At 66.0% G+C, this 19,237-nt stretch carries 17 protein-coding genes and 1 pseudogene; 11 read left to right on the top strand and 7 right to left on the bottom strand.

The window, feature by feature from the left end; genetic code table 11:
* Window positions 1-157 precede the first annotated feature (157 nt).
* The 3 genes from ilvA to LDJ84_RS28315 all read left to right on the top strand — a co-directional run bounded on the left by ilvA (window position 158) and on the right by LDJ84_RS28315 (window position 2,686).
* Window positions 158-1,672, top strand: a complete 1,515-nt coding sequence (gene ilvA / locus LDJ84_RS28325) for a threonine ammonia-lyase, biosynthetic (protein ID WP_084358813.1) — start codon at window positions 158-160, stop codon at window positions 1,670-1,672.
* 68 nt (window positions 1,673-1,740) lie between these two features.
* Window positions 1,741-2,208 carry a DUF2269 domain-containing protein gene (locus tag LDJ84_RS28320; protein WP_037012511.1) on the top strand — a complete coding sequence of 156 codons (468 nt, stop codon included), beginning with the start codon at window positions 1,741-1,743 and terminating at the stop codon, window positions 2,206-2,208.
* A gap of 10 nt (window positions 2,209-2,218) precedes the next feature.
* Window positions 2,219-2,686: a DUF2269 family protein gene (locus tag LDJ84_RS28315; protein WP_226045633.1), complete on the top strand. Its 468-nt coding sequence runs from the start codon at window positions 2,219-2,221 to the stop codon at window positions 2,684-2,686.
* A 4-nt stretch (window positions 2,687-2,690) separates the two neighbouring features.
* Here LDJ84_RS28315 and LDJ84_RS28310 read toward each other — a convergent pair whose 3' ends face one another.
* Window positions 2,691-3,347 carry an HAD family hydrolase gene (locus tag LDJ84_RS28310; protein WP_065086544.1) on the bottom strand — a complete coding sequence of 219 codons (657 nt, stop codon included), beginning with the start codon at window positions 3,345-3,347 and terminating at the stop codon, window positions 2,691-2,693.
* Window positions 3,348-3,494: 147 nt separating this feature from the next.
* Between LDJ84_RS28310 and LDJ84_RS28305 the strand changes: the two genes are divergently transcribed.
* The 3 genes from LDJ84_RS28305 (at window position 3,495) to LDJ84_RS28295 (ending at window position 7,395) form a co-directional block, all read left to right on the top strand.
* Window positions 3,495-3,974, top strand: a complete 480-nt coding sequence (locus tag LDJ84_RS28305) for an RNA pyrophosphohydrolase (RefSeq protein ID WP_017520843.1) — start codon at window positions 3,495-3,497, stop codon at window positions 3,972-3,974.
* 30 nt (window positions 3,975-4,004) lie between these two features.
* The gene (gene ptsP / locus LDJ84_RS28300; protein WP_024762172.1) at window positions 4,005-6,284 is read left to right on the top strand and encodes a phosphoenolpyruvate--protein phosphotransferase; all 2,280 of its coding nucleotides are present in this window, start codon (window positions 4,005-4,007) and stop codon (window positions 6,282-6,284) included.
* An 85-nt stretch (window positions 6,285-6,369) separates the two neighbouring features.
* A complete protein-coding gene (locus tag LDJ84_RS28295) occupies window positions 6,370-7,395 on the top strand; it encodes a sensor domain-containing diguanylate cyclase (protein ID WP_170859024.1) in 1,026 nt (341 codons plus the stop codon).
* Here the strand turns inward: LDJ84_RS28295 and LDJ84_RS28290 are convergent.
* Window positions 7,392-8,138, bottom strand: a complete 747-nt coding sequence (locus tag LDJ84_RS28290; RefSeq protein ID WP_226045632.1) for an NRDE family protein — start codon at window positions 8,136-8,138, stop codon at window positions 7,392-7,394. The genes LDJ84_RS28295 and LDJ84_RS28290 overlap by 4 nt on opposite strands.
* 114 nt (window positions 8,139-8,252) lie before the next feature.
* On the opposite strand from LDJ84_RS28290, the pseudogene LDJ84_RS28285 reads away from it, so the two are divergent.
* Window positions 8,253-9,033 (top strand): annotated as a pseudogene (locus LDJ84_RS28285) (sulfite exporter TauE/SafE family protein).
* A gap of 20 nt (window positions 9,034-9,053) precedes the next feature.
* Complete coding sequence (gene lgt, locus LDJ84_RS28280; RefSeq protein ID WP_024762176.1) at window positions 9,054-9,854, top strand: prolipoprotein diacylglyceryl transferase; 801 nt, start codon at window positions 9,054-9,056, stop codon at window positions 9,852-9,854.
* 65 nt (window positions 9,855-9,919) lie between these two features.
* On the opposite strand, the gene LDJ84_RS28275 is transcribed toward lgt, so the two are convergent.
* The gene (locus LDJ84_RS28275) at window positions 9,920-10,366 is read right to left on the bottom strand and encodes an NfeD family protein (protein WP_169935694.1); all 447 of its coding nucleotides are present in this window, start codon (window positions 10,364-10,366) and stop codon (window positions 9,920-9,922) included.
* Window positions 10,366-11,292 (bottom strand): SPFH domain-containing protein, encoded by a 927-nt coding sequence (locus LDJ84_RS28270; RefSeq protein ID WP_054908101.1) that lies wholly within the window; start codon window positions 11,290-11,292, stop codon window positions 10,366-10,368. Before LDJ84_RS28270 ends, LDJ84_RS28275 begins: the two co-directional genes overlap by 1 nt.
* Window positions 11,293-11,594: 302 nt before the next feature.
* Between LDJ84_RS28270 and LDJ84_RS28265 the strand changes: the two genes are divergently transcribed.
* Window positions 11,595-12,818 carry a glycosyltransferase family 4 protein gene (locus tag LDJ84_RS28265; protein WP_226045631.1) on the top strand — a complete coding sequence of 408 codons (1,224 nt, stop codon included), beginning with the start codon at window positions 11,595-11,597 and terminating at the stop codon, window positions 12,816-12,818.
* Between the two features lie 45 nt (window positions 12,819-12,863).
* On the opposite strand, the gene LDJ84_RS28260 is transcribed toward LDJ84_RS28265, so the two are convergent.
* Together LDJ84_RS28260 and LDJ84_RS28255 are read right to left on the bottom strand one after the other, a co-directional pair.
* The gene (locus tag LDJ84_RS28260) at window positions 12,864-14,648 is read right to left on the bottom strand and encodes a GspE/PulE family protein (protein WP_037012496.1); all 1,785 of its coding nucleotides are present in this window, start codon (window positions 14,646-14,648) and stop codon (window positions 12,864-12,866) included.
* A gap of 55 nt (window positions 14,649-14,703) precedes the next feature.
* Window positions 14,704-16,068: an inorganic triphosphatase gene (locus LDJ84_RS28255; protein WP_226045630.1), complete on the bottom strand. Its 1,365-nt coding sequence runs from the start codon at window positions 16,066-16,068 to the stop codon at window positions 14,704-14,706.
* Window positions 16,069-16,255: 187 nt separating this feature from the next.
* Between LDJ84_RS28255 and argE the strand changes: the two genes are divergently transcribed.
* Together argE and argA are read left to right on the top strand one after the other, a co-directional pair.
* Window positions 16,256-17,395 carry an acetylornithine deacetylase gene (argE, locus tag LDJ84_RS28250; protein ID WP_037012489.1) on the top strand — a complete coding sequence of 380 codons (1,140 nt, stop codon included), beginning with the start codon at window positions 16,256-16,258 and terminating at the stop codon, window positions 17,393-17,395.
* A 170-nt stretch (window positions 17,396-17,565) separates the two neighbouring features.
* On the top strand, window positions 17,566-18,864 hold the full coding sequence (gene argA / locus LDJ84_RS28245) for an amino-acid N-acetyltransferase (protein WP_226045629.1): 1,299 nt from the start codon (window positions 17,566-17,568) through the stop codon (window positions 18,862-18,864).
* Here argA and LDJ84_RS28240 read toward each other — a convergent pair whose 3' ends face one another.
* Window positions 18,865-19,128: a hypothetical protein gene (locus LDJ84_RS28240; protein WP_024762182.1), complete on the bottom strand. Its 264-nt coding sequence runs from the start codon at window positions 19,126-19,128 to the stop codon at window positions 18,865-18,867.
* Between the last annotated feature and the right edge of the window lie 109 nt (window positions 19,129-19,237).

The raw sequence follows: 19,237 nt of genomic DNA, 5'->3' as shown, positions 1-19,237 counted from the left end.
AGTTCGAGTGGGCGGATTATAGCGGCCGATGACGCGCCGGTGTTGCGCCGCCGGGCAACTGTTCTGGTCGTTTCCGCACGGATTGTTCGGTGGCCCGCGCCGCGCCGGCTGGAGTAGACTCGCGATTCCTCGAAAAGCCGCCGATATAGCCCTTCCGATGCTCGAACACTACGTCAAGAAGATCCTCACCTCGCGTGTCTACGACGTTGCCGTGGAAACGCCCCTGCAGCCCGCCCGCCAGCTCTCCGAGCGCCTGGGCAACCAGATTCTGCTCAAGCGCGAAGACCTGCAGCCGGTGTTCTCCTTCAAGATTCGCGGCGCCTACAACAAGCTGGCGCAGCTGAGCCCGGAAGAACTCGCCCGTGGCGTCGTCACCGCCTCCGCCGGCAACCACGCCCAGGGCGTGGCCCTGGCCGCCCGCGAGCTGGGCATCAAGGCGACCATCGTGATGCCGCGCACCACGCCGGAGTTGAAGGTCCAGGGCGTACGCGCCCGCGGCGGCAAGGCCGTGCTGCATGGCGATGCCTTCCCCGATGCGCTGGCGCATTCGCTCAAGCTGGTGGAAGAGAAGGGTTACGTCTACATCCATCCCTACGACGATCCGGACGTGATCGCCGGCCAGGGCACCGTGGCGATGGAAATCCTCCGCCAGAACCCGGGCCGCATCGACGCGATCTTCGTGCCCGTCGGCGGCGGCGGCCTGATCGCCGGCATCGCCGCCTACGTCAAATACCTGCGTCCGGAGATCAAGGTCATCGGCGTCGAGCCGGACGACTCCAATTGCCTGCAGGCTGCCATGGCCGCCGGCGAGCGCGTGGTGCTCGGCCAGGTCGGGCTGTTCGCCGACGGGGTCGCCGTGGCGCAGATCGGTAAGCACAACTTCGAGCTGTGCAAGGACCATGTCGATGAAGTCATCACCGTCAGCACCGACGAGATCTGCGCGGCGATCAAGGACATCTACGACGACACCCGCTCCATCACCGAACCGGCCGGCGCGCTGGCGGTGGCCGGGATCAAGCGCTACGTCGAGCGCGAAGGCGTGAAGGGCGAGACCCTGGTCGCCATCGATTCGGGCGCCAACATCAACTTCGACCGCCTGCGCCACGTGGCCGAGCGCGCCGAACTGGGCGAGAAGCGCGAAGCGATCATCGCCGTGACCATCCCGGAGCGCCCGGGCAGCTTCAAGGCCTTCTGCGAGGCCATCGGCAAGCGCCAGATCACCGAGTTCAACTACCGCTACAACACCGACAGCGAAGCGCACATCTTCGTCGGCGTGCAGACGCACCCGGAGAACGACCCGCGCGCGGCGCTGGTGCAGCAACTGCAGGAGCAGGGCTTCCCGGTGCTGGACCTGACCGACAACGAACTGGCCAAGCTGCACATCCGCCACATGGTCGGCGGCCATTCGCCGCGGGTTTCGGGCGAGCAGGTGTTCCGCTTCGAATTCCCCGAGCGTCCCGGCGCGCTGTTCAACTTCCTCAACCGCCTGGGTGGCCGCTGGAACATCACCCTGTTCCACTACCGCAACCACGGTGCCGCCGACGGTCGCGTGGTGGCGGGCCTGCAGGTGCCGGAGGATGAGCGCCACCTGGTGTCGGCCGCACTGGAAGAGATCGGCTACCCCTACTGGGACGAAACGGACAACCCGGCCTATCGCCTGTTCCTCGGCTGAGGTCAGGCAGAGGCGGCGCGACTGCTGCTAGGCTTGTCGGAAAGCCGCATCGATCACAGGGACTTGAAATGGAAAGCCTGCAGACCTTCCGCATCCTCCACGGCATCGCCGCAGTGCTGCCGTTCCTGGCCATCATCGGCCTGGCCTGGTACGGCTGGCGCAGCTGGCGGAGCGGCGACGCCGGGTTGATCGCCAAGGCGCTGCAGCGCATCGGCCTGATCGGCTGGGTGCTGGTCGCCGGCAGCGTCGCCAGCCTGCCGGTCACCGGTTATCGCATGGTGCAGACTGTTGGCTGGCCGCTGGGGCAGACCTGGCTGCTGGGCAGTGCCTGCCTGCTGATCGTGGCCACGATCTTCTGGCTGCTGTTCACCACCCGCCTGTGGCGCATCCGCGACCTGGCGCTGGTGGCGCAGAGCAGTGGCGAGCCGATCTCCGCGGGTGCGGCACGGCAGTGGACGTTCGGCCTGGCCTTCTTCGCGCTGGCGCTGCTGAGCGTGGTCGCCATTCTGGTGCTGATGATCAGCAAGCCGGTGTGATGCCCGCCGCGTGAACCTTTACCTGCTGCTCAAGACCCTGCACATCCTGTCCTCCACACTGCTGTTCGGCACCGGGCTGGGCTCGGCCTATTACAGCTGGCGCGCCTGGCGCAGCGGCAACCTGGAAGCGATCCGCATCACCTTCCGCAACCTGGTCACCGCCGACTGGCTGTTCATCGCCACCACGGCGGTCTTCCAGCCGCTGAGCGGCATCGCTATGGCGCATATGGCCGGTTGGCCGCTGGGTTCGGGCTGGCTGCTGCGGAGCCTGGGCCTGTATGTGTTCGCCGGCGCCTGCTGGCTGCCGGTGGTCTGGCTGCAGATCCGCGTACGCGACATGGCCGAAGCGGCGCATCGGGAAGGCACGGCGCTGCCGCCGCAAGCCTTCCTCTATATGCGCTGGTGGTTCGCCCTGGGCTGGCCGGCGTTCCTGGCCTTCCTGGCGATCTTCCACCTGATGGTCAACAAGGGCTACTGACGGCTCAGCCGCGCAGGCTGATCACCGGCCAGCCGCGTTCGATGGCGGTGGCGCGCAGGGTGTCGTCCGGGTCGACGGCCACCGGGTTGGCGACCTGCTCGAGCAGCGGCAGGTCGTTGCGCGAGTCGCTGTAGAAGTATGCGTCGTGCAGTGTCAGGCCGGATTCCTCGAGCCAGCTGTTCAGGCGTGTCACCTTGCCGCCCTGGAAGCAGGGCACTCCGCAGGTCTGGCCGGTATAACGGCCGTCCTGCATCGCGCACTCGGTGGCGATCAGGGTTTCCACGCCCAGGCGCTCGGCGATGGGAGCGGTGATGAAACGATTGGTAGCGGTGATGATCACCAGCTTGTCGCCTGCAGCGCGGTGTTCGGCCAGCAGCGCTTCACCCTTGGCCAGGATGATGGGCTCGATCACCTCTTCCATGAACTGGCGATGCCAGACGGCCAGCTGCGCCAGGTCGGTGCGGCCGAGAATGGCCTGGGTGAATGCCTGGTAGGCGAACACGTCGAGGGTGCCGGCGACGTAGTCGGCATAAAAGGCGTCGTTGCGCGCCTGGTACTCGCCAGCGTCCACCAGTCCGCGCTGGCACAGCCATTCGCCCCAGCTATGGTCGCTGTCGCCGGCCAGGAGGGTGTTGTCGAGATCGAAGAGAGCCAGTCGCACGTTGGATTACCGCCAGTTGCCAATACCGAAAAGTCGCCTAGAGTAACGGCTTTTGCCCACCCAGCACAGGACGCCACAGCCCGCGTTGCCGCTGTCACAAGCTTTGTGGAACAATGCGGGCACACGCGATTTCGAGGATGTACCGCCGTGATCGATCCCGATGGTTTTCGCCCCAATGTCGGCATCATCCTTTGCAACGATGTCGGACAGGTCCTGTGGGCACGGCGCATCAACCAGGAAGCCTGGCAATTTCCCCAGGGTGGTATCAACGCCCGCGAAACCCCTGAGGAAGCGCTGTACCGCGAACTGAACGAAGAAGTCGGCCTGGAAGAGCAGGACGTCAAGATCCTCGCCTGTACCCGGGGCTGGCTGCGTTACCGCCTGCCGCAACGCCTGGTGCGTACCAACAGCCAGCCGTTGTGCATCGGGCAGAAACAGAAGTGGTTCCTGCTGCGCCTGACCGGAGAGGAAAGCCGGGTACGCATGGACGTGACCGGCAAGCCTGAATTCGACGGCTGGAAATGGGTGAGCTACTGGTACCCGCTGGGCCAGGTCGTGACCTTCAAACGCGAGGTCTACCGCCGGGCTCTGAAGGAATTGGCACCGCGCCTGCTGGCGCGCGACTAGCACGAAGTTCAAGGAGTTAGACCCCGAGCCATGCTCAACACGCTGCGTAAGATCGTCCAGGAAGTGAACTCCGCCAAGGACCTCAAGGCGGCGCTGGGCATCATCGTGCAGCGCGTGAAGGAGGCGATGGGCACCCAGGTGTGCTCGGTCTACCTGCTGGACCCGGAGAGCAACCGCTTCGTGCTGATGGCCACCGAAGGCCTGAACAAGCGCTCCATCGGCAAGGTCAGCATGGCGCCCAACGAGGGCCTGGTCGGCCTGGTCGGCACCCGCGAGGAGCCGCTGAACCTCGAGAACGCCTCCGAACACCCCCGTTACCGCTACTTCGCCGAGACCGGCGAGGAACGCTACGCCTCCTTCCTCGGCGCACCGATCATTCACCACCGTCGGGTGATGGGCGTTCTGGTCGTGCAGCAGAAGGAAAAGCGCCAGTTCGACGAAGGCGAGGAAGCCTTCCTCGTCACCATGAGTGCGCAGCTCGCCGGCGTCATCGCCCACGCCGAGGCCACCGGTTCGATCCGTGGCCTGGGCAAGATGGGCAAGGGCATCAGCGAAGCCAAGTTCGTCGGTGTTCCCGGCGCCCCCGGCGTGGCCGTGGGCAAGGCCGTGGTGGTGCTGCCGCCTGCCGACCTGGAAGTCGTCCCGGACAAACCCATCGACGACGTCGAGGCCGAAATCGAGCGCTTCAAGCAGGCGCTGGAATCGGTCCGCGAAGACATGCGCAACCTGTCCAGCAAGCTGGCCACCCAGCTGCGCAAGGAAGAGCGCGCGCTATTCGACGTCTACCTGATGATGCTCGACGACGCCTCCATCGGCCTCGAAGTCAAACGCATCATCCGCACCGGCCAATGGGCCCAGGGCGCTCTGCGCCAGGTGGTCATGGAGCACGTGCAGCGCTTCGAGCTGATGGACGACGCCTACCTGCGCGAGCGCGCCTCCGACGTCAAGGACATCGGCCGACGCATCCTCGCCTACCTGCAGGAAGAGCGTAAGCAGACGCTGACCTATCCGGACCAGACCATCATCGTCAGCGAAGAGCTGTCGCCGGCGATGCTCGGCGAAGTGCCCGAGGGCAAGCTGGTGGGCCTGATCTCGGTGCTCGGCTCGGGCAACTCCCACGTGGCCATTCTCGCTCGCGCCATGGGCATTCCCACGGTCATGGGCGCGGTCGACCTGCCGTACTCCAAGGTCGACGGCATCGACCTGATCGTCGACGGCTACCACGGCGAGATCTACACCAACCCGTCGCCGCAGCTGGTCAAGCAGTACGGCGAAGTGGTCGCCGAAGAGAAGGAACTGAGCAAGGGCCTGGCCGCGCTGCGCGAGCTGCCCTGCGAGACCCTGGACGGCCATCGCATGCCGCTGTGGGTCAACACCGGCCTGCTGGCGGACGTGGCGCGCGCCCAGGAGCGCGGTGCAGAAGGCGTCGGCCTGTACCGCACCGAAGTGCCGTTCATGATCAACGACCGCTTCCCCAGCGAGAAGGAACAGCTCGCCATCTACCGCGAGCAGCTCTCCGCCTTCCACCCGCTGCCGGTGACCATGCGCACCCTGGACATCGGCGGCGACAAGGCGCTGTCCTACTTCCCGATCAAGGAAGACAACCCCTTCCTCGGCTGGCGCGGCATCCGCGTCACCCTCGACCACCCGGAAATCTTCCTGGTGCAGACCCGCGCCATGCTCAAGGCCAGTGAGGGCCTGGACAACCTGCGCATCCTGCTGCCGATGATCTCCGGCACCCATGAGCTGGAAGAGGCGCTGCACCTGATCCACCGCGCCTGGGGCGAAGTGCGCGACGAAGGCGTGGATATCCCCATGCCGCCGATCGGCATGATGATTGAAATCCCAGCTGCGGTGTACCAGATACGTGAGCTGGCGCGTCAGGTGGACTTCGTATCGGTCGGTTCCAACGACCTGACCCAGTACCTGCTGGCGGTCGACCGCAACAACCCACGGGTCGCCGATCTTTACGATTACCTGCACCCGGCCGTGCTGCAAGCACTGCGGATCGTGGTCAACGGCGCGCACGACGAAGGCAAGCCGGTGAGCATCTGCGGCGAAATGGCCGGCGATCCGGCGGCTGCCGTACTGCTGATGGCCATGGGCTTCGATTCCCTGTCGATGAACGCCACCAACCTGCCCAAGGTGAAATGGCTGCTGCGCCAGATGACCCTGTCCAAGGCCCGCGAGCTGCTTGGCCAACTGATGACCTTCGACAACCCTCAGGTTATCCACAGCTCGCTGCACCTGGCCCTGCGCAATCTCGGCCTGGGCCGCGTGATCAACCCGGCGGCGACCATCCAGGCCTGACGCCAGCGAAAGCCGCCTTCCGGAGCCGTGCATTTCCGGAAGGTCAGACGATGACTCGGCCGGCACGCCGGCCAGGACGATGCTTATGGAAGAGCTCGACGTCACGCCTTGCACGGAGGCCGATAGAAGCGCCCGCACCCTGCGCTATGCCCTGAGCATCGTCAGCGACGGCATCTGGGACTGGGACATCCGCAGCAACCACGTCACCCGTAGCCCGAGCTGGTACGCCATGCTCGGCTACGACCCCGACAGCCTCCCGGAAAACGTCGCTACCTGGCACGAGATCATCCATCCCGAGGATTTCGGCCGGGTCATGTTCGCCTTCGATGCCTATGTCGAGGGTCGCAGCGGCGTCTACCGCGAGGAGTATCGCTGCCGCTGCCTGGACGGCAGCTACCTGTGGGTCAGCGATCACGGGCGCTTCTTCGAGTTCGACGGGGACGGCAAGCCAACGCGGATGATCGGCGCGCACCGCAACATTCATGAGCGCAAGCTGGCGGAACTGGCGCTGCAGGACAAGAACCACGAACTGCACCAGCTCAACCTGAGCCTGGAGCTGCTGGTGCAGACGCGTACTGAAGCTTTGCGCCAGGCCAACCAGGCACTGGCCGAGCAGGCTGCGGTCGCGCTGCGCCTTTCCGAGATCGATCCGCTGACCCAGATCGCCAACCGGCGGCGCTTCGAGCAGCAATTGCACGCCGAATGGCAGCGCCTGCAGCGGCACCATCACGGTTGCTCACTGATGATGTTCGACCTCGACCACTTCAAGCGCATCAACGACAGCCTCGGCCACCAGGCCGGCGACCGCGTGCTCGTGGCGGTGGCCGAGGTGGTGCGGCGGCGCCTGCGTGAAGAGGATTGCTTTGCCCGCTGGGGTGGCGAGGAGTTCATCGTGCTGCTGCCCGAGACCGAAGCCGAGGCGGCACGGGAGCTGGCCGAGCGCCTGCGCTTGAGCCTGCGCCGGGCGGATGTTTCGTTGCCGACCCAGCTCACCGCCAGCTTCGCCGTGACCCAGATGCAGCCCGGCGAGGACCTGATGGCGATGCTGCGCCGTCTGGATGACGCGCTCTACCGCGCCAAGCGTCAGCGCGACTGTATCGTTGTCTGCTAGACGATGAGGGAAACCTCGCCCAGGCGTGCGCCACTGGGACCAAAGCTGTGTTCGAGCAGCTCGCGACGGCCGTCCGCGTGGACGATCAGCGCGGTGCTGGCACGGGTGCCGTAGTTCGGGCTGGCGATGAACACGCTGGACAGCAGGCGCTCGGTGGCCAGGCCGACGCCGGTGTCCGGCAACTCGGCTTCACTGGGCTGACGATTGTCCGCCAGTAGCGCGACCAGGGAGCCGGTATCAGGCTTCTCCAACGCTGCCTCCAGAGCGTCTCGCGCGGTAAGAAGCTTGGGCCAGGGCGTGTTCAGCGCTGCATTGGACAGTCCGTGCACCCCCGGAGCCACCGCCACAGGCGCGCCGACGCGGGGATTGAAGTAGCACAGTTGTGCAACGTCGCCGACCAGCAGGTTGAAGCCGCTGTAGTCCGAAGCGCGGCGGGCAACCTGCTGCAGGTATTCCAGCGGCGACTGCTGGCCTTGCAGGAAAGCCGCTACCAGCTCGCCACGGGAACGCGGGCCGATCGGCTGGCCGGGATCGCGCACGTTGGTCAGGGCGGCGAAACGCCCACCCGCGGCCACTCCCATCCAGGTGCCGCCGGCCTCCAGGTCGCGGCCGGCATACACGCCGGGATACTCCTCCCAGGCCGCCAGCGGCAGGGTCGGGCGGGCATAGAATTCATCGCGGTTGGCCGCGACGATCAGGGGCGTGGCGTGCTCGGGGCGCCAGGCGAAGACGATCAGGCACATGGGGCGAACTCCGTAGTGTGCCGGCAGTCTATCAACATCCGCCGATGTCCCGGAGTGGCTGGAGCGCCCGGGAGCCTTCGGCTACCATGCCCGCTTTGTTGCCCGAGGTTGCCCATGGAGTTCGTGCTCTACCTGGTGCTTGGCGCCTGTGCTGGCGTGCTCGCCGGCCTGTTCGGCGTCGGCGGTGGGTTGATCATCGTTCCGGCCCTGGTGTTCAGCTTCACCGCCCACGGCTTCTCGCCCGATGTGCTGACGCAGATGGCGGTCGGGACGTCGCTGGCGACCATCATCTTCACGTCGATCAATTCGATTCTCGAACACCACCGCCGTGGCGCCGTGCGCTGGCGGGTGTTCGCCTGGATGACCGTCGGCATCCTGGTCGGCAGCGCGCTGGGCGCATTGACCGCGTCGAAGATTCAGGGGCCGGTGCTGCAGAAGATCATCGGTACCTTCGCCATTCTGGTGTCGATCCAGATGGCCCTCGGGCTCCAGCCCAAGGGCGGGCGCGACCTGCCGGGCCGCTTCGGCCTTTGCGTGGCGGGCGGCGTGGTGGGCTGGGCTTCGGCGATCTTCGGCATCGGCGGCGGTTCGCTGACTGTGCCGTTTCTGTCCTGGCGTGGCGTCTCCATGCAACAGGCGGTTGCGACTTCTTCGGCGTGCGGCCTGCCGATCGCCATCGCCGGCGCGATATCCTTCATCGCCGTCGGCTGGCACAACGCCAAGCTGCCGGAGCTGAGCCTGGGCTTCGTCTACCTGCCGGCGCTGCTGGGCATCGCCGTTACCAGTATGTTCTTCGCCCGCATCGGGGCGCGGCTGGCATCGCCTGCCGGCCAAGGTCCTGAAGCGTTTGTTTGCCCTGCTGCTGTTCAGCGTGGGTTTGAGTTTCCTGATCTGAGTTCCTGCTAGGAGAAGCGGATGCTGCCTTATCCACAGATCGACCCGGTTGCCGTAGCGCTCGGGCCGCTGAAAATCCACTGGTACGGCCTGATGTACCTGATCGGCATCGGCGGCGCCTGGCTGCTGGCCTCGCGCAAGCTGAAGGAGTTCGACCCGACCTGGACCAAGGAGAAACTCTCCGATCTGGTTTTCTGGGTGGCGTGCGGCGTGGTCCTGGGCGGTCGCCTGGGCTACGTGTTGTTCTACAACCTGGACGAGTACATCGCCAACCCGACGCTGATCTTCGAGGTGTGGAAGGGTGGCATGTCGTTCCACGGCGGCCTGATCGGCGTGATGCTGGCCACCTGGTGGTTCGGCAAGCGCAACAACAAGAGCTTCTTCCAGCTGATGGACTTCATCGCGCCGTTGGTGCCGATCGGACTGGGCGCCGGACGTATCGGCAACTTCATCAACGGCGAGCTGTGGGGCAAGGTGTCCGACGTGCCCTGGGCGATGATCTTCCCCACCGGCGGCCCGGAGCCGCGCCACCCGTCGCAGCTGTACCAGTTCGCGCTGGAAGGCGTGGCACTGTTCGTCGTGCTCTGGCTGTTCACCCGCAAGCCGCGCCCGACTGCCTCGGTGTCCGGCCTGTTCGTGCTGTGCTACGGCATCTTCCGCTTCATCGTCGAGTTCGTCCGCGTGCCCGATGCCCAGTTGGGCTATCTGGCGTGGGGCTGGCTGACCATGGGCCAGGTGCTGTGCGTGCCGATGGTCCTGGGCGGCATCGCGCTGATGGTCTGGGCCTATCGTCGCGCCCCGGCGCAGCCGGCCGCGAGCTGAGCATTGCCTGAATGAAAAAGCCCGCCGATTGGCGGGCTTTTTCATTGGCTCTTACAAGTCGTGCTTCAGACCGGTTCGATGAGAAGCAGGACACCGTCCTGCCCGATCACGCGCACCTGCGCGCCCACGGGCAGGTCCGGCCCGCTGACCAGCCAGACGCTGTCGCCGACGCGGACCTTGCCGCGCCCGCCGACGATGGCGTCATGCAGGGCGAACTGCCGGCCCACCAGTTCGCTGCCGCGGCGATTCAGGCTGGACGGTTCGGCTGTGCGCTTGTTGATGCGCTGGTGGTTCCACCAGTACAGCGCGGTGAGGATCGCCAGCACGCCGAAGGCCAGGCACTGCCAGACCCAGTCGAGCCCCGGCACGAGGAAGGACAGCACGCCGGTTAGCGCGGCGGCGATGCCGATCCACAGCAGGTAGCCGCCGGCGCCGAAGATCTCCAGGATCAGCAGGACGATGCCCAGGCCCAGCCAGTCCCAGAAACCGAGGTTCTGGAGAAAGGCGGCCATCAGCTACGGCCCTTGGTGTCGCCGAAGGTGGCCTTGACGATCTCGCCGATGCCGGCGACCGAGCCGATCACCTGGCTGGCTTCCAGCGGCATCAGCACGATCTTGCTGTTGTTCGAGCTGGCCAGCTTGCCCAGCGCGTCGACGTACTTCTGCGCGACGAAGTAGTTGATCGCCTGCACGTTGCCGGTGGCGATGGCCTCGGAAACCACCTGGGTCGCCTTGGCTTCGGCCTCGGCCTGGCGCTCGCGGGCCTCGGCTTCGAGGAAGGCGGCCTGGCGCTGGCCCTCGGCCTTGAGGATCTGTGCCTGCTTCTCACCTTCGGCGGTAAGAATGTCGGCGGCGCGCTTGCCTTCGGCTTCGAGAATCTGCGCGCGCTTGAGGCGCTCGGCACGCATCTGTCCGCTCATCGCTTCCACCAGATCGGCCGGCGGGCTGATGTCCTTGATCTCGATACGGGTGACCTTCAGGCCCCAGGGCGCGGTGGCTTCATCGACGGTACGCAGCAGGCGCTCGTTGATCGAGTCGCGCTGGCTGAGCATATGGTCCAGCTCCATGGAGCCGAGCACGGTGCGGATGTTGGTCATCACCAGGTTGCGCACGGCATTTTCCAGCCCGCTGACCTCATAAGCGGCGCGTGCCGCGTCCACTACCTGGTAGAAGCACACCGCGTCGATCTCGACGATGGCGTTGTCGGCGCTGATCGCCTCCTGCGGCGGGATGTCCAGCACGCGTTCCATCATGTTGATCTTCTGGCCGACGCGATCCACCACCGGAATGATGATGCTCAGGCCCGGCTTGAGCGTGACGGTATAGCGACCGAAGCGCTCGATGGTCCATTCGAAGCCCTGGGGAACGACCTTGAACCCCATGAGCACGATGACGATGGCGAGGATGACGAAGAGCAGGGCAACACTGCCGATTTCCATGTGAAGAACTCCTTGTGGTGCAAGACGGACGGTTTTGCTGCAGGGCATCAGTATAAGGCTGCAGAGCCGGCCGACTGGATAAGCATAGTCCCCGCAACTTCCCGGGATTTCGCCAGTGAGAGGGCGCATTAAGAAATATCCGTGCCCCTGCTTCCAGACTTCTGATTGAGCGCGGCGGCACGGACAGCGGACTCTGCACACCCTTCGGATCATCCTATCAGCGCGGAGGTCGGTCCCGCCCGGCTCCATCGCAATCTATCCGTCGATGCGCGGCGTGCGGGACTCATGGAGCCGGTGTTGTCGTGAAATTGTTGCTCATCCACCAGAACTTTCCTGGCCAGTTCCTCCACCTGGCACACGGTCTGCTCAAGGACAGTCGCTGCCAGCTGCTGGCCATTGCCCGTGATACGGCACGGGGTGTGCCGGGGGTACGTACGCTGCGCTACAGCCCCAGCCGGGCGGTTTCCCCGCAGATCCACCACTATCTGTACACCGTCGAGGACGCCGTCCTGCATGGTCAGCAGGTAGCCAGGCTGTTGCTGCAACTGCGCGGCACTGGCTATCGCCCGGACGTGATCCTGGCGCACCCGGGCTGGGGAGAAACCTTGTATGCCAAGGACGTCTACCCGGATGTTCCGCTGATGCATTTCTGCGAGTACTACGGCGCCATGGAGGGGTCGGATATCAATTTCGATCCGGAGTTTCCGTCGAGTTTCGACGAGTGTGCTCGCAGCCGGACGCGCAATGCCCTGCACCTGCTTAACCTGGAGCATTGCGACCTGGGCATCAGCCCCACCCCGTGGCAGCGCGGCCTGCATCCGCTGGCATACCGGGAGAAAATCCAGGTGGCTCACGAAGGTATTCCCCTCGATATGCTGCGCCCGGACCCGCGAGGTTCCTTGCGCCTACCCTCCGGGCAGGTGCTCAGGGCTGGCGATCCCGTGGTGACTTACGTGGCGCGCAATCTGGAGCCCTATCGGGGCTTCCACATCTTCATGCGCGCGTTGCCGCAGATTCTCGACCGCCATCCGCGGGCACAGGTCCTGATACTGGGGGGCGACGAGGTGAGCTACGGCATGCCTCCCCAGGGGGCGCCCAACTGGCGCACGCGCATGCTCGAGGAGGTGAGGCTGGACCGCTCACGCGTGCACTTCCTTGGCAAGGTTCCCTATGCCACCTACGTGAAAGCGCTGCAGGTTTCCTGTGCACACGTCTACCTGACCTACCCCTTCGTCCTGTCGTGGTCGATGCTCGAGGCCATGGCGTGCGGCTGCCTGCTGGTCGCCTCCGACACGGCACCGGTCCGCGAGGTGGTTCGCGATCGAGAGAATGGCTATCTGGTGGACTTCTTCGCCGTCGACGACCTGGCCGAGCGCGTGCTCGAGGTCCTGCACAATCCGTCGGCGCATGCCGGCCTGCGTCAGATGGCCCGTCTCACTGCACAACGCTTTGACACCCGCAGTGGGGTCAGCGCCTATCGTCGTCTGCTGGAGATGGCCATGGACCCTGCGCGGGCTCAAGGCTGAGGCTGGGTGGCGGCGCGACCTGCGCCGCCGTGGCGTCCAGAGGGGCTACTTCTGTTCGCTCTGCGGGGTCACCCGCATGACTTCCTCGATGGTCGTCAGGCCCGCCGCAACCTTCTGCGCGCCGGACAGCCGCAGGCTGCGCATGCCTTCCTTGAAGGCCTGGCGGCGCAGCGGGATGAGGTCGGTGTCGGCGGTGATCAGCTCCTTCAGCGACTCCGTCAGCAGCATGATCTCGTACACGCCGGCGCGTCCGCGGTAACCGGTGTCGCGGCATTCCAGGCAGCCGACGGCCTGCTGCGCACCGGTGGGCAGCGGGGCGTTCCAGGGGCGGGTGACTTCCTGCCAGTCTTCCTCGTGCAGCTCCATCGGCGCCTTGCAGTGCGGGCAGAGCGTGCGCACCAGGCGCTGGGCCATGACGCCGAGCACGGTGGCGCGGATCAGGTAGTAGGGCACGCCCAGTTCCAGCAGACGGGTGATGGCGGTGGGCGAGTCGTTGGTGTGCAGCGTGGAGAGCACCAGGTGGCCGGTGAGTGCCGCCTGGATCGCCATTTCGGCGGTTTCCAGGTCACGGATCTCGCCGACCATGATGATGTCCGGGTCTTGCCGCAGCAGGGCGCGCACGCCGCTGGCGAAGGTCAGGTCGATGTTGTGCTGGACCTGCATCTGGTTGAACGAGGGCTCGATCATCTCGATCGGGTCCTCGATGGTGCAGAGGTTCACCTCATCGGTCGCCAGCTGCTTGAGCGTGGTGTAGAGCGTGGTGGTCTTGCCCGAACCGGTGGGGCCGGTGACCAGGATGATGCCGTTGGGCTGGCTGGTCATGCTTTCCCAGCGGCGCAGGTCGTCGGGGGAGAAGCCGAGCTGGTCGAAACTCTTGAGCAGCACCTCGGGATCGAAGATCCGCATCACCATCTTCTCGCCGAAGGCCGTGGGCAGGGTGGACAGGCGCAGCTCCACCTCGGCGCCTTCCGGGGTCTTGGTCTTCACCCGGCCGTCCTGCGGCTTGCGCTTCTCGGCGACGTTCATGCGCCCCAGGGATTTCAGGCGGCTGACCACCGCCATGCTGACCTGCGGCGGGAACTGGTAGACGTTGTGCAGCACGCCGTCGATGCGGAAGCGTACCGTGCCCTGCTCGCGGCGCGGTTCGATATGGATATCGCTGGCGCGCTGTTGGAAGGCGTACTGGAACAGCCAGTCGACGATGGTGACGATGTGCGCGTCGTTGGCATCGGGTTCCTGATCGCTGGCGCCCAGGTTGAGCAACTGCTCGAAGTTGCCGACCCCGCTGATCTTCTGGTCCGCCGAGCTGGCACCGGTCACCGACTTGGCGAGACGGTAGAACTCGACGGTGAAGCGCTGAATGTCCGCGGGGTTGGCCACCACGCGTTTGATCGGGCGCTTGAGAACGTGGGTGAGGTTGCTCTCCCAGGCGTGCACGAAGGGCTGTGCACTGGCGATGGTGACTTCGTCCGGCGCTACCGCGACCGCGAGGATATGGTGGCGCTGGGCGAAGGCGTAGGACATCAGCGGCGTGACCGCGGCGACATCGATCTTCAGCGGGTCGATGCGCAGGTAGGGCTGCCCGGCGTAGTCCGCCAGCCACCTCACCAGCGTATCCAGGTCCAGCTTGTGCCCCGGCCGCTGGCGATCCTCGACCTGCTGCGCGGCGAGGAACTCCAGCGGGTGCTGCTGGTTCTTCACCGCGCTGCGGCGGATCGCCAGGCACTGCTCGGCGTCATCCTGGGCGACGCGGCCCTGGGTGACCAGCTCGCGCAGGATGTCGCCCAGGTCGAGCGGACGGTCCTGGGCGGAAGGGGCAAAGACGGACATGCAGACTCCCTACTTCAATGGCGGGTCGACAGGCCAGCGACGTCGCCGGGCCAGCTTATTTCAAAAGCGCCTTCCACGGCTTGAGGGTCAGCACAGTATGGGCCTGGGCCGCGAGGGCATCCAGGCGCCCCTCGGCGTCGGGAGTGGCGAGCAGCTCCTGCAGCTTGGCCAGTTCGCCGTAGAGGCGGTCGGTTTCCGGCAGCTCCAGTACGCTGCGCGCCAGGCGCAGCCAGACCAGCATGCGCTGCAGGCGCGGCAGCTGGTCGGCGAGTACCTCGGGCAACTGCTGGGCGCGTTGCAGCGGCATGGCCTGTGCCTCTTCGGCCAGGGTGCGCTGCAGCCACTTGCCGACGGCGGAGCCGCCCAGCCGGTTGGCACGGTCGTTGCGCTCGGCGGTCCAGGCCTTGCCCAGCAGCCAGCGCGAGGTGCTCAGGGAGAACTGACCCCAGCGCACATTCGCCAGTTCCTCGCGGAAGACTGCCGGCATCTGCTGGCGCAGCGCCTCGTCATCGCGAGCCTGTTCGATGCGCGGTTGCCAGTCGGCGATCAGCGCGTCGAGAGCAGTACGCAGTTCGCGGGTGGTGGCGCGCGGCACGGCCTGGCCAAGACTGCCGAGCAAAGCGCGCAGGTCGAGCAGTTGCTGCAGCCAGCTTTCCAGCAGGCTCCAGTGGCCATTGAAGCGGTATTGCTCGGCCAGGCGCTGGCTGCTGCCCAGCAGCGACCAGGACAGCGCGGCAAAGGCGCCGTCCAGCGGGGTCTCATGCAGCAGCTTCTGGGTGTCGGGCTGGATGCTGTAGCTGGCCGGGTCGAACAGACGGTAGCCGCGCTCGGCCTTGCTGATGTCGCAGGGCATCAGCGCGAGGTCGGCGGCCAGTTCGATGGCCAGGTCCAGCAGCGCCTCGGGCTCGCCCTGGCGCAGTTCCAGCTCCAGTTCGCAGATATCCTCTTCCTGTTTGCCGGCGACGACCTTGCCCAGGTCGAGCGCGGCCTCGATCACCACCTTGGTCTTGCCGCGGCCCCAGGCGATCTCGGCGCGCTGGCGGGTGAAGTCGGTGCTGAAGATCGGCTTCAGGGTCTTCTTGTCCAGGTCCGCCAGGGCGGCTGGCCAGCACTGGTCGTCGAGCTTCTTGATGTCGAGCTTGTTCTTCTCCAGGTACCAGTCCCATTCGTTGCGCTCGGACAGGCCGGCGATGCTCTGGCCGCGGGTCTTCAGGGTCTGGATGAACTGCTCGCCATCCTTGCGCATGCGCAGCGCCACACGGGCGCGGGCCAGATCGCGGCCAGGGGTGTCGTAGTACTGGTTGAACAGCTCGCGGGGCTCCCAGCCGGATTTGTTGCGCTTCTTCAGCGCCGGGTGATCGCGCAGGGCTTCGAGGGTCTCGCGGCTGACGCGCAATTTGATTTCGGTTTCTTTCTGCATGGCGGGGGTCCGGTTCAGAGCGGCCGCGCCCGGATTCCCGACCTGCTGTAGGAAGGACGGAACGACGGGCGCGAAAAAGACTTCAAAGTCATGCAGTCTACAGGACTTCGGCGTTCCTGCCGGGTGCCGCGAGGTTTTACCGCAGCGTGGCATGGTCCATAGTGGGAGCACATCTTCGGAGGACGCCATGCCGTTGCCGCCCCTGAAACAACGCTTTGCCGAGCTGATCGCGGTTCCTTCCGTCAGCTGTACCCAGCCCGCGCTGGACCAGTCCAATCGCCCGGTGGTCGAGTTGCTCGGCAACTGGCTGGTGGACCTGGGTTTCGCCTGCGAGATGCAGCCGGTGTCACCGGGCAAGTTCAACCTGATCGCGACCCTGGGCAGCGGCCCCGGCGGCCTGGTACTGGCGGGGCATACCGATACCGTGCCCTACGACGAGGCCCTGTGGAAAAGCGACCCGCTGGGCCTGGATGAACGCGACGGGCGCTGGTTCGGCCTGGGCTCCTGCGACATGAAGGGTTTCTTCGCCCTGGCCATCGAAGCGCTGTTGCCGCTGCTGCAGCAGCCGTTCAGGCAGCCGCTGATCATCCTCGCCACCTGCGACGAGGAAAGCTCCATGGCCGGTGCCCGTGCGCTGGCCGACGCGGGGCGGCCGTTGGGGCGCGCCGCGGTGATCGGCGAGCCGACCAACCTCAAACCGATCCGCCTGCACAAGGGCGTGATGATGGAGCGCATCGACATCCTCGGGCAAAGCGGCCATTCCTCCGACCCGAGCCTGGGACGCAGTGCGTTGGAGGCCATGCAGGCGGTGATGGGCGAACTGCAGGGCCTGCGCAGCCAGTGGCAGCAGGAGTTCAACAACCCGCAGTTCAGCGTGCCGCAGCCGACGCTCAACCTGGGCTGCATCCACGGCGGCGACAACCCCAACCGCATCTGCGGCCAGTGCGCCCTGGAATTCGACCTGCGCCCGCTGCCGGGAATGGCCCCGGAAGCCCTGCGCCAGAGCATTCGCGAGCGGCTGCGGCCGGTTGCCGAGCGCCACGCCGTGAAGATCGATTACGCACCGCTTTTCCCTGCCGTGCCGCCCTTCGAGGAGCCGGCGCAGAGCGAGCTGGTGCGACTCGCCGAAAGTCTGACCGGGCACACGGCGGAAGCGGTAGCCTTTGGCACCGAAGCACCGTATCTTCAGCAGCTCGGCTGCCAGACCCTGGTGCTGGGCCCCGGCGACATCGCCTGTGCCCACCAGCCCGATGAACACCTTGAACTGGACCGCATTGAGCCGACCGTAGCGTTGCTACGCGGATTGATCCGTCATTACTGTCTATAAATAGCCCTGTGTAGGCAGTTGCCTGTAGAGCGCCCGGAAAGCGGGCCCAACGTACCCAAGAGGAGAAACCTGTCGATGTTCCTGCGACGACGATAACCGCGCCGCCACTGGCCGCCTTTCGGCCGCATCCGACAGATTTCCGCCCACTCGAACGACAGGCTTTTCAAGCAATGCACGACTACGTCAACTGGCTGCGCCACGCTTCCCCCTACATCAACTCGCACCGGGACTGCACCTTCGTGGTGATGCTCCCCGGCGAGGGCGTCGAAGACCCCAATTTCGGCAATATCGTCCACGACCTGGTGCTGCTGCACAGCCTGGGTGTGCGCCTGGTGCTGGTGCACGGCTCGCGTCCGCAGATCGAGGCGCGTCTGGCCCAGCACGGGTTGGCGCCGCGTTTCCATCGCGGCCTGCGGGTGACCGATGCGCCGACCCTGGGCTGCGTGATCGACGCGGTGGGCAGCCTGCGCATCACCATCGAGGCACGCCTGTCGATGGACATGGCCGCCTCGCCCATGCAGGGCTCGCGCATGCGCGTGACCTCGGGCAACTTCGTCACCGCACGGCCGATCGGCGTAGTCGATGGCATCGACTACCACCACACCGGCGAAGTCCGCCGGATCGACCGCAAGGGCATCAATCGCCAGCTCGACGAGCGCAGCATCGTCCTGCTCTCGCCGCTGGGTTATTCCCCCACCGGGGAAATCTTCAACCTCGCCTGCGAGGACGTGGCCATGCGCGCGGCCATCGACCTGGGCGCGGACAAACTGATTCTCTACGGGGCCGAGCGCGGCCTGATGGACGAGGCCGGCAAGCTGGTGCGCGAGTTGCGCCCGCAGCAGGTGCCGGCGCACCTGGAGCGCCTCGGGCCGAGTTATCAGGGCGAGTTGCTCGACGCCGCCGCCCAGGCCTGCCGCGCGGGTGTGCGGCGCAGCCATATCGTCAGCTACACCGAGGATGGCTCGCTGCTGTCGGAACTCTTCACCCGCACCGGCAACGGCACCCTGGTGGCGCAGGAGCAGTTCGAACAGCTGCGCGAAGCGGGCATCGAGGACGTTGGTGGACTGCTGGAGCTTATTCGCCCGCTGGAAGAGCAGGGCATCCTGGTGCGTCGTTCCCGCGAGGTGCTGGAGCGCGAGATCGAGCAGTTCAGCATCGTCGAGCGCGAAGGGCTGATCATCGCCTGCGCGGCGCTCTATCCCATCGCCGATTCCGACGCGGGCGAACTGGCATGCCTGGCGGTGAATCCGGAGTACCGCCACGGCGGACGCGGCGACGACCTGCTGGAGCGTATCGAACAGCGCGCGCGCAACCTGGGACTGAAAACCCTTTATGTGCTCACCACCCGCACGGCTCACTGGTTCCGTGAGCGTGGCTTCCAGCCCAGCAGCGTCGAGCGCCTGCCGGCGGCGCGGGCGTCGCTGTACAACTACCAGCGCAATTCCCAGGTATTCGAGAAGACGCTCTGATCAGACCCGGTCTTTACCGGATACCGAATGCCTGATCTGCACGCTCAGCCGCGGCGCCGGGCCTGGCTCTGCGCAGGGCCTGGCCTGTTCCTCCTGCTGCTGGCGCAGTCGCTCGCCGCCGTCGCGCCAGCCGGCTTCCCAGCTGGCCGCCAGAATCTCATGTGGCGGACAGCGCGGGGCGCGGCCGAGCAGCGCTTCCAGGTAGCCTTGCCGGTAGGCGACTTCCAGCTGATGGAGTGTCCAGGAGGGAGAGTGGGGGGACATGCGCGCTTTCCTGCGAGGTCTTGCGCGGATCGCGCCGGCCGGGGCCGGACGATCCGCAGGGAGGGAGGATTCTCCCCCCGCACCCGCAGGTTGCCGATCAGAACTCTAT

Origin of the sequence: Pseudomonas sp. HS-18, assembly GCF_020401845.1 — a bacterium.
Taxonomy (GTDB): domain Bacteria; phylum Pseudomonadota; class Gammaproteobacteria; order Pseudomonadales; family Pseudomonadaceae; genus Pseudomonas; species Pseudomonas nitroreducens.
Note: the sequence above shows the minus strand (reverse complement) of the source record. Positions and strands in the feature narration are given on the sequence as shown.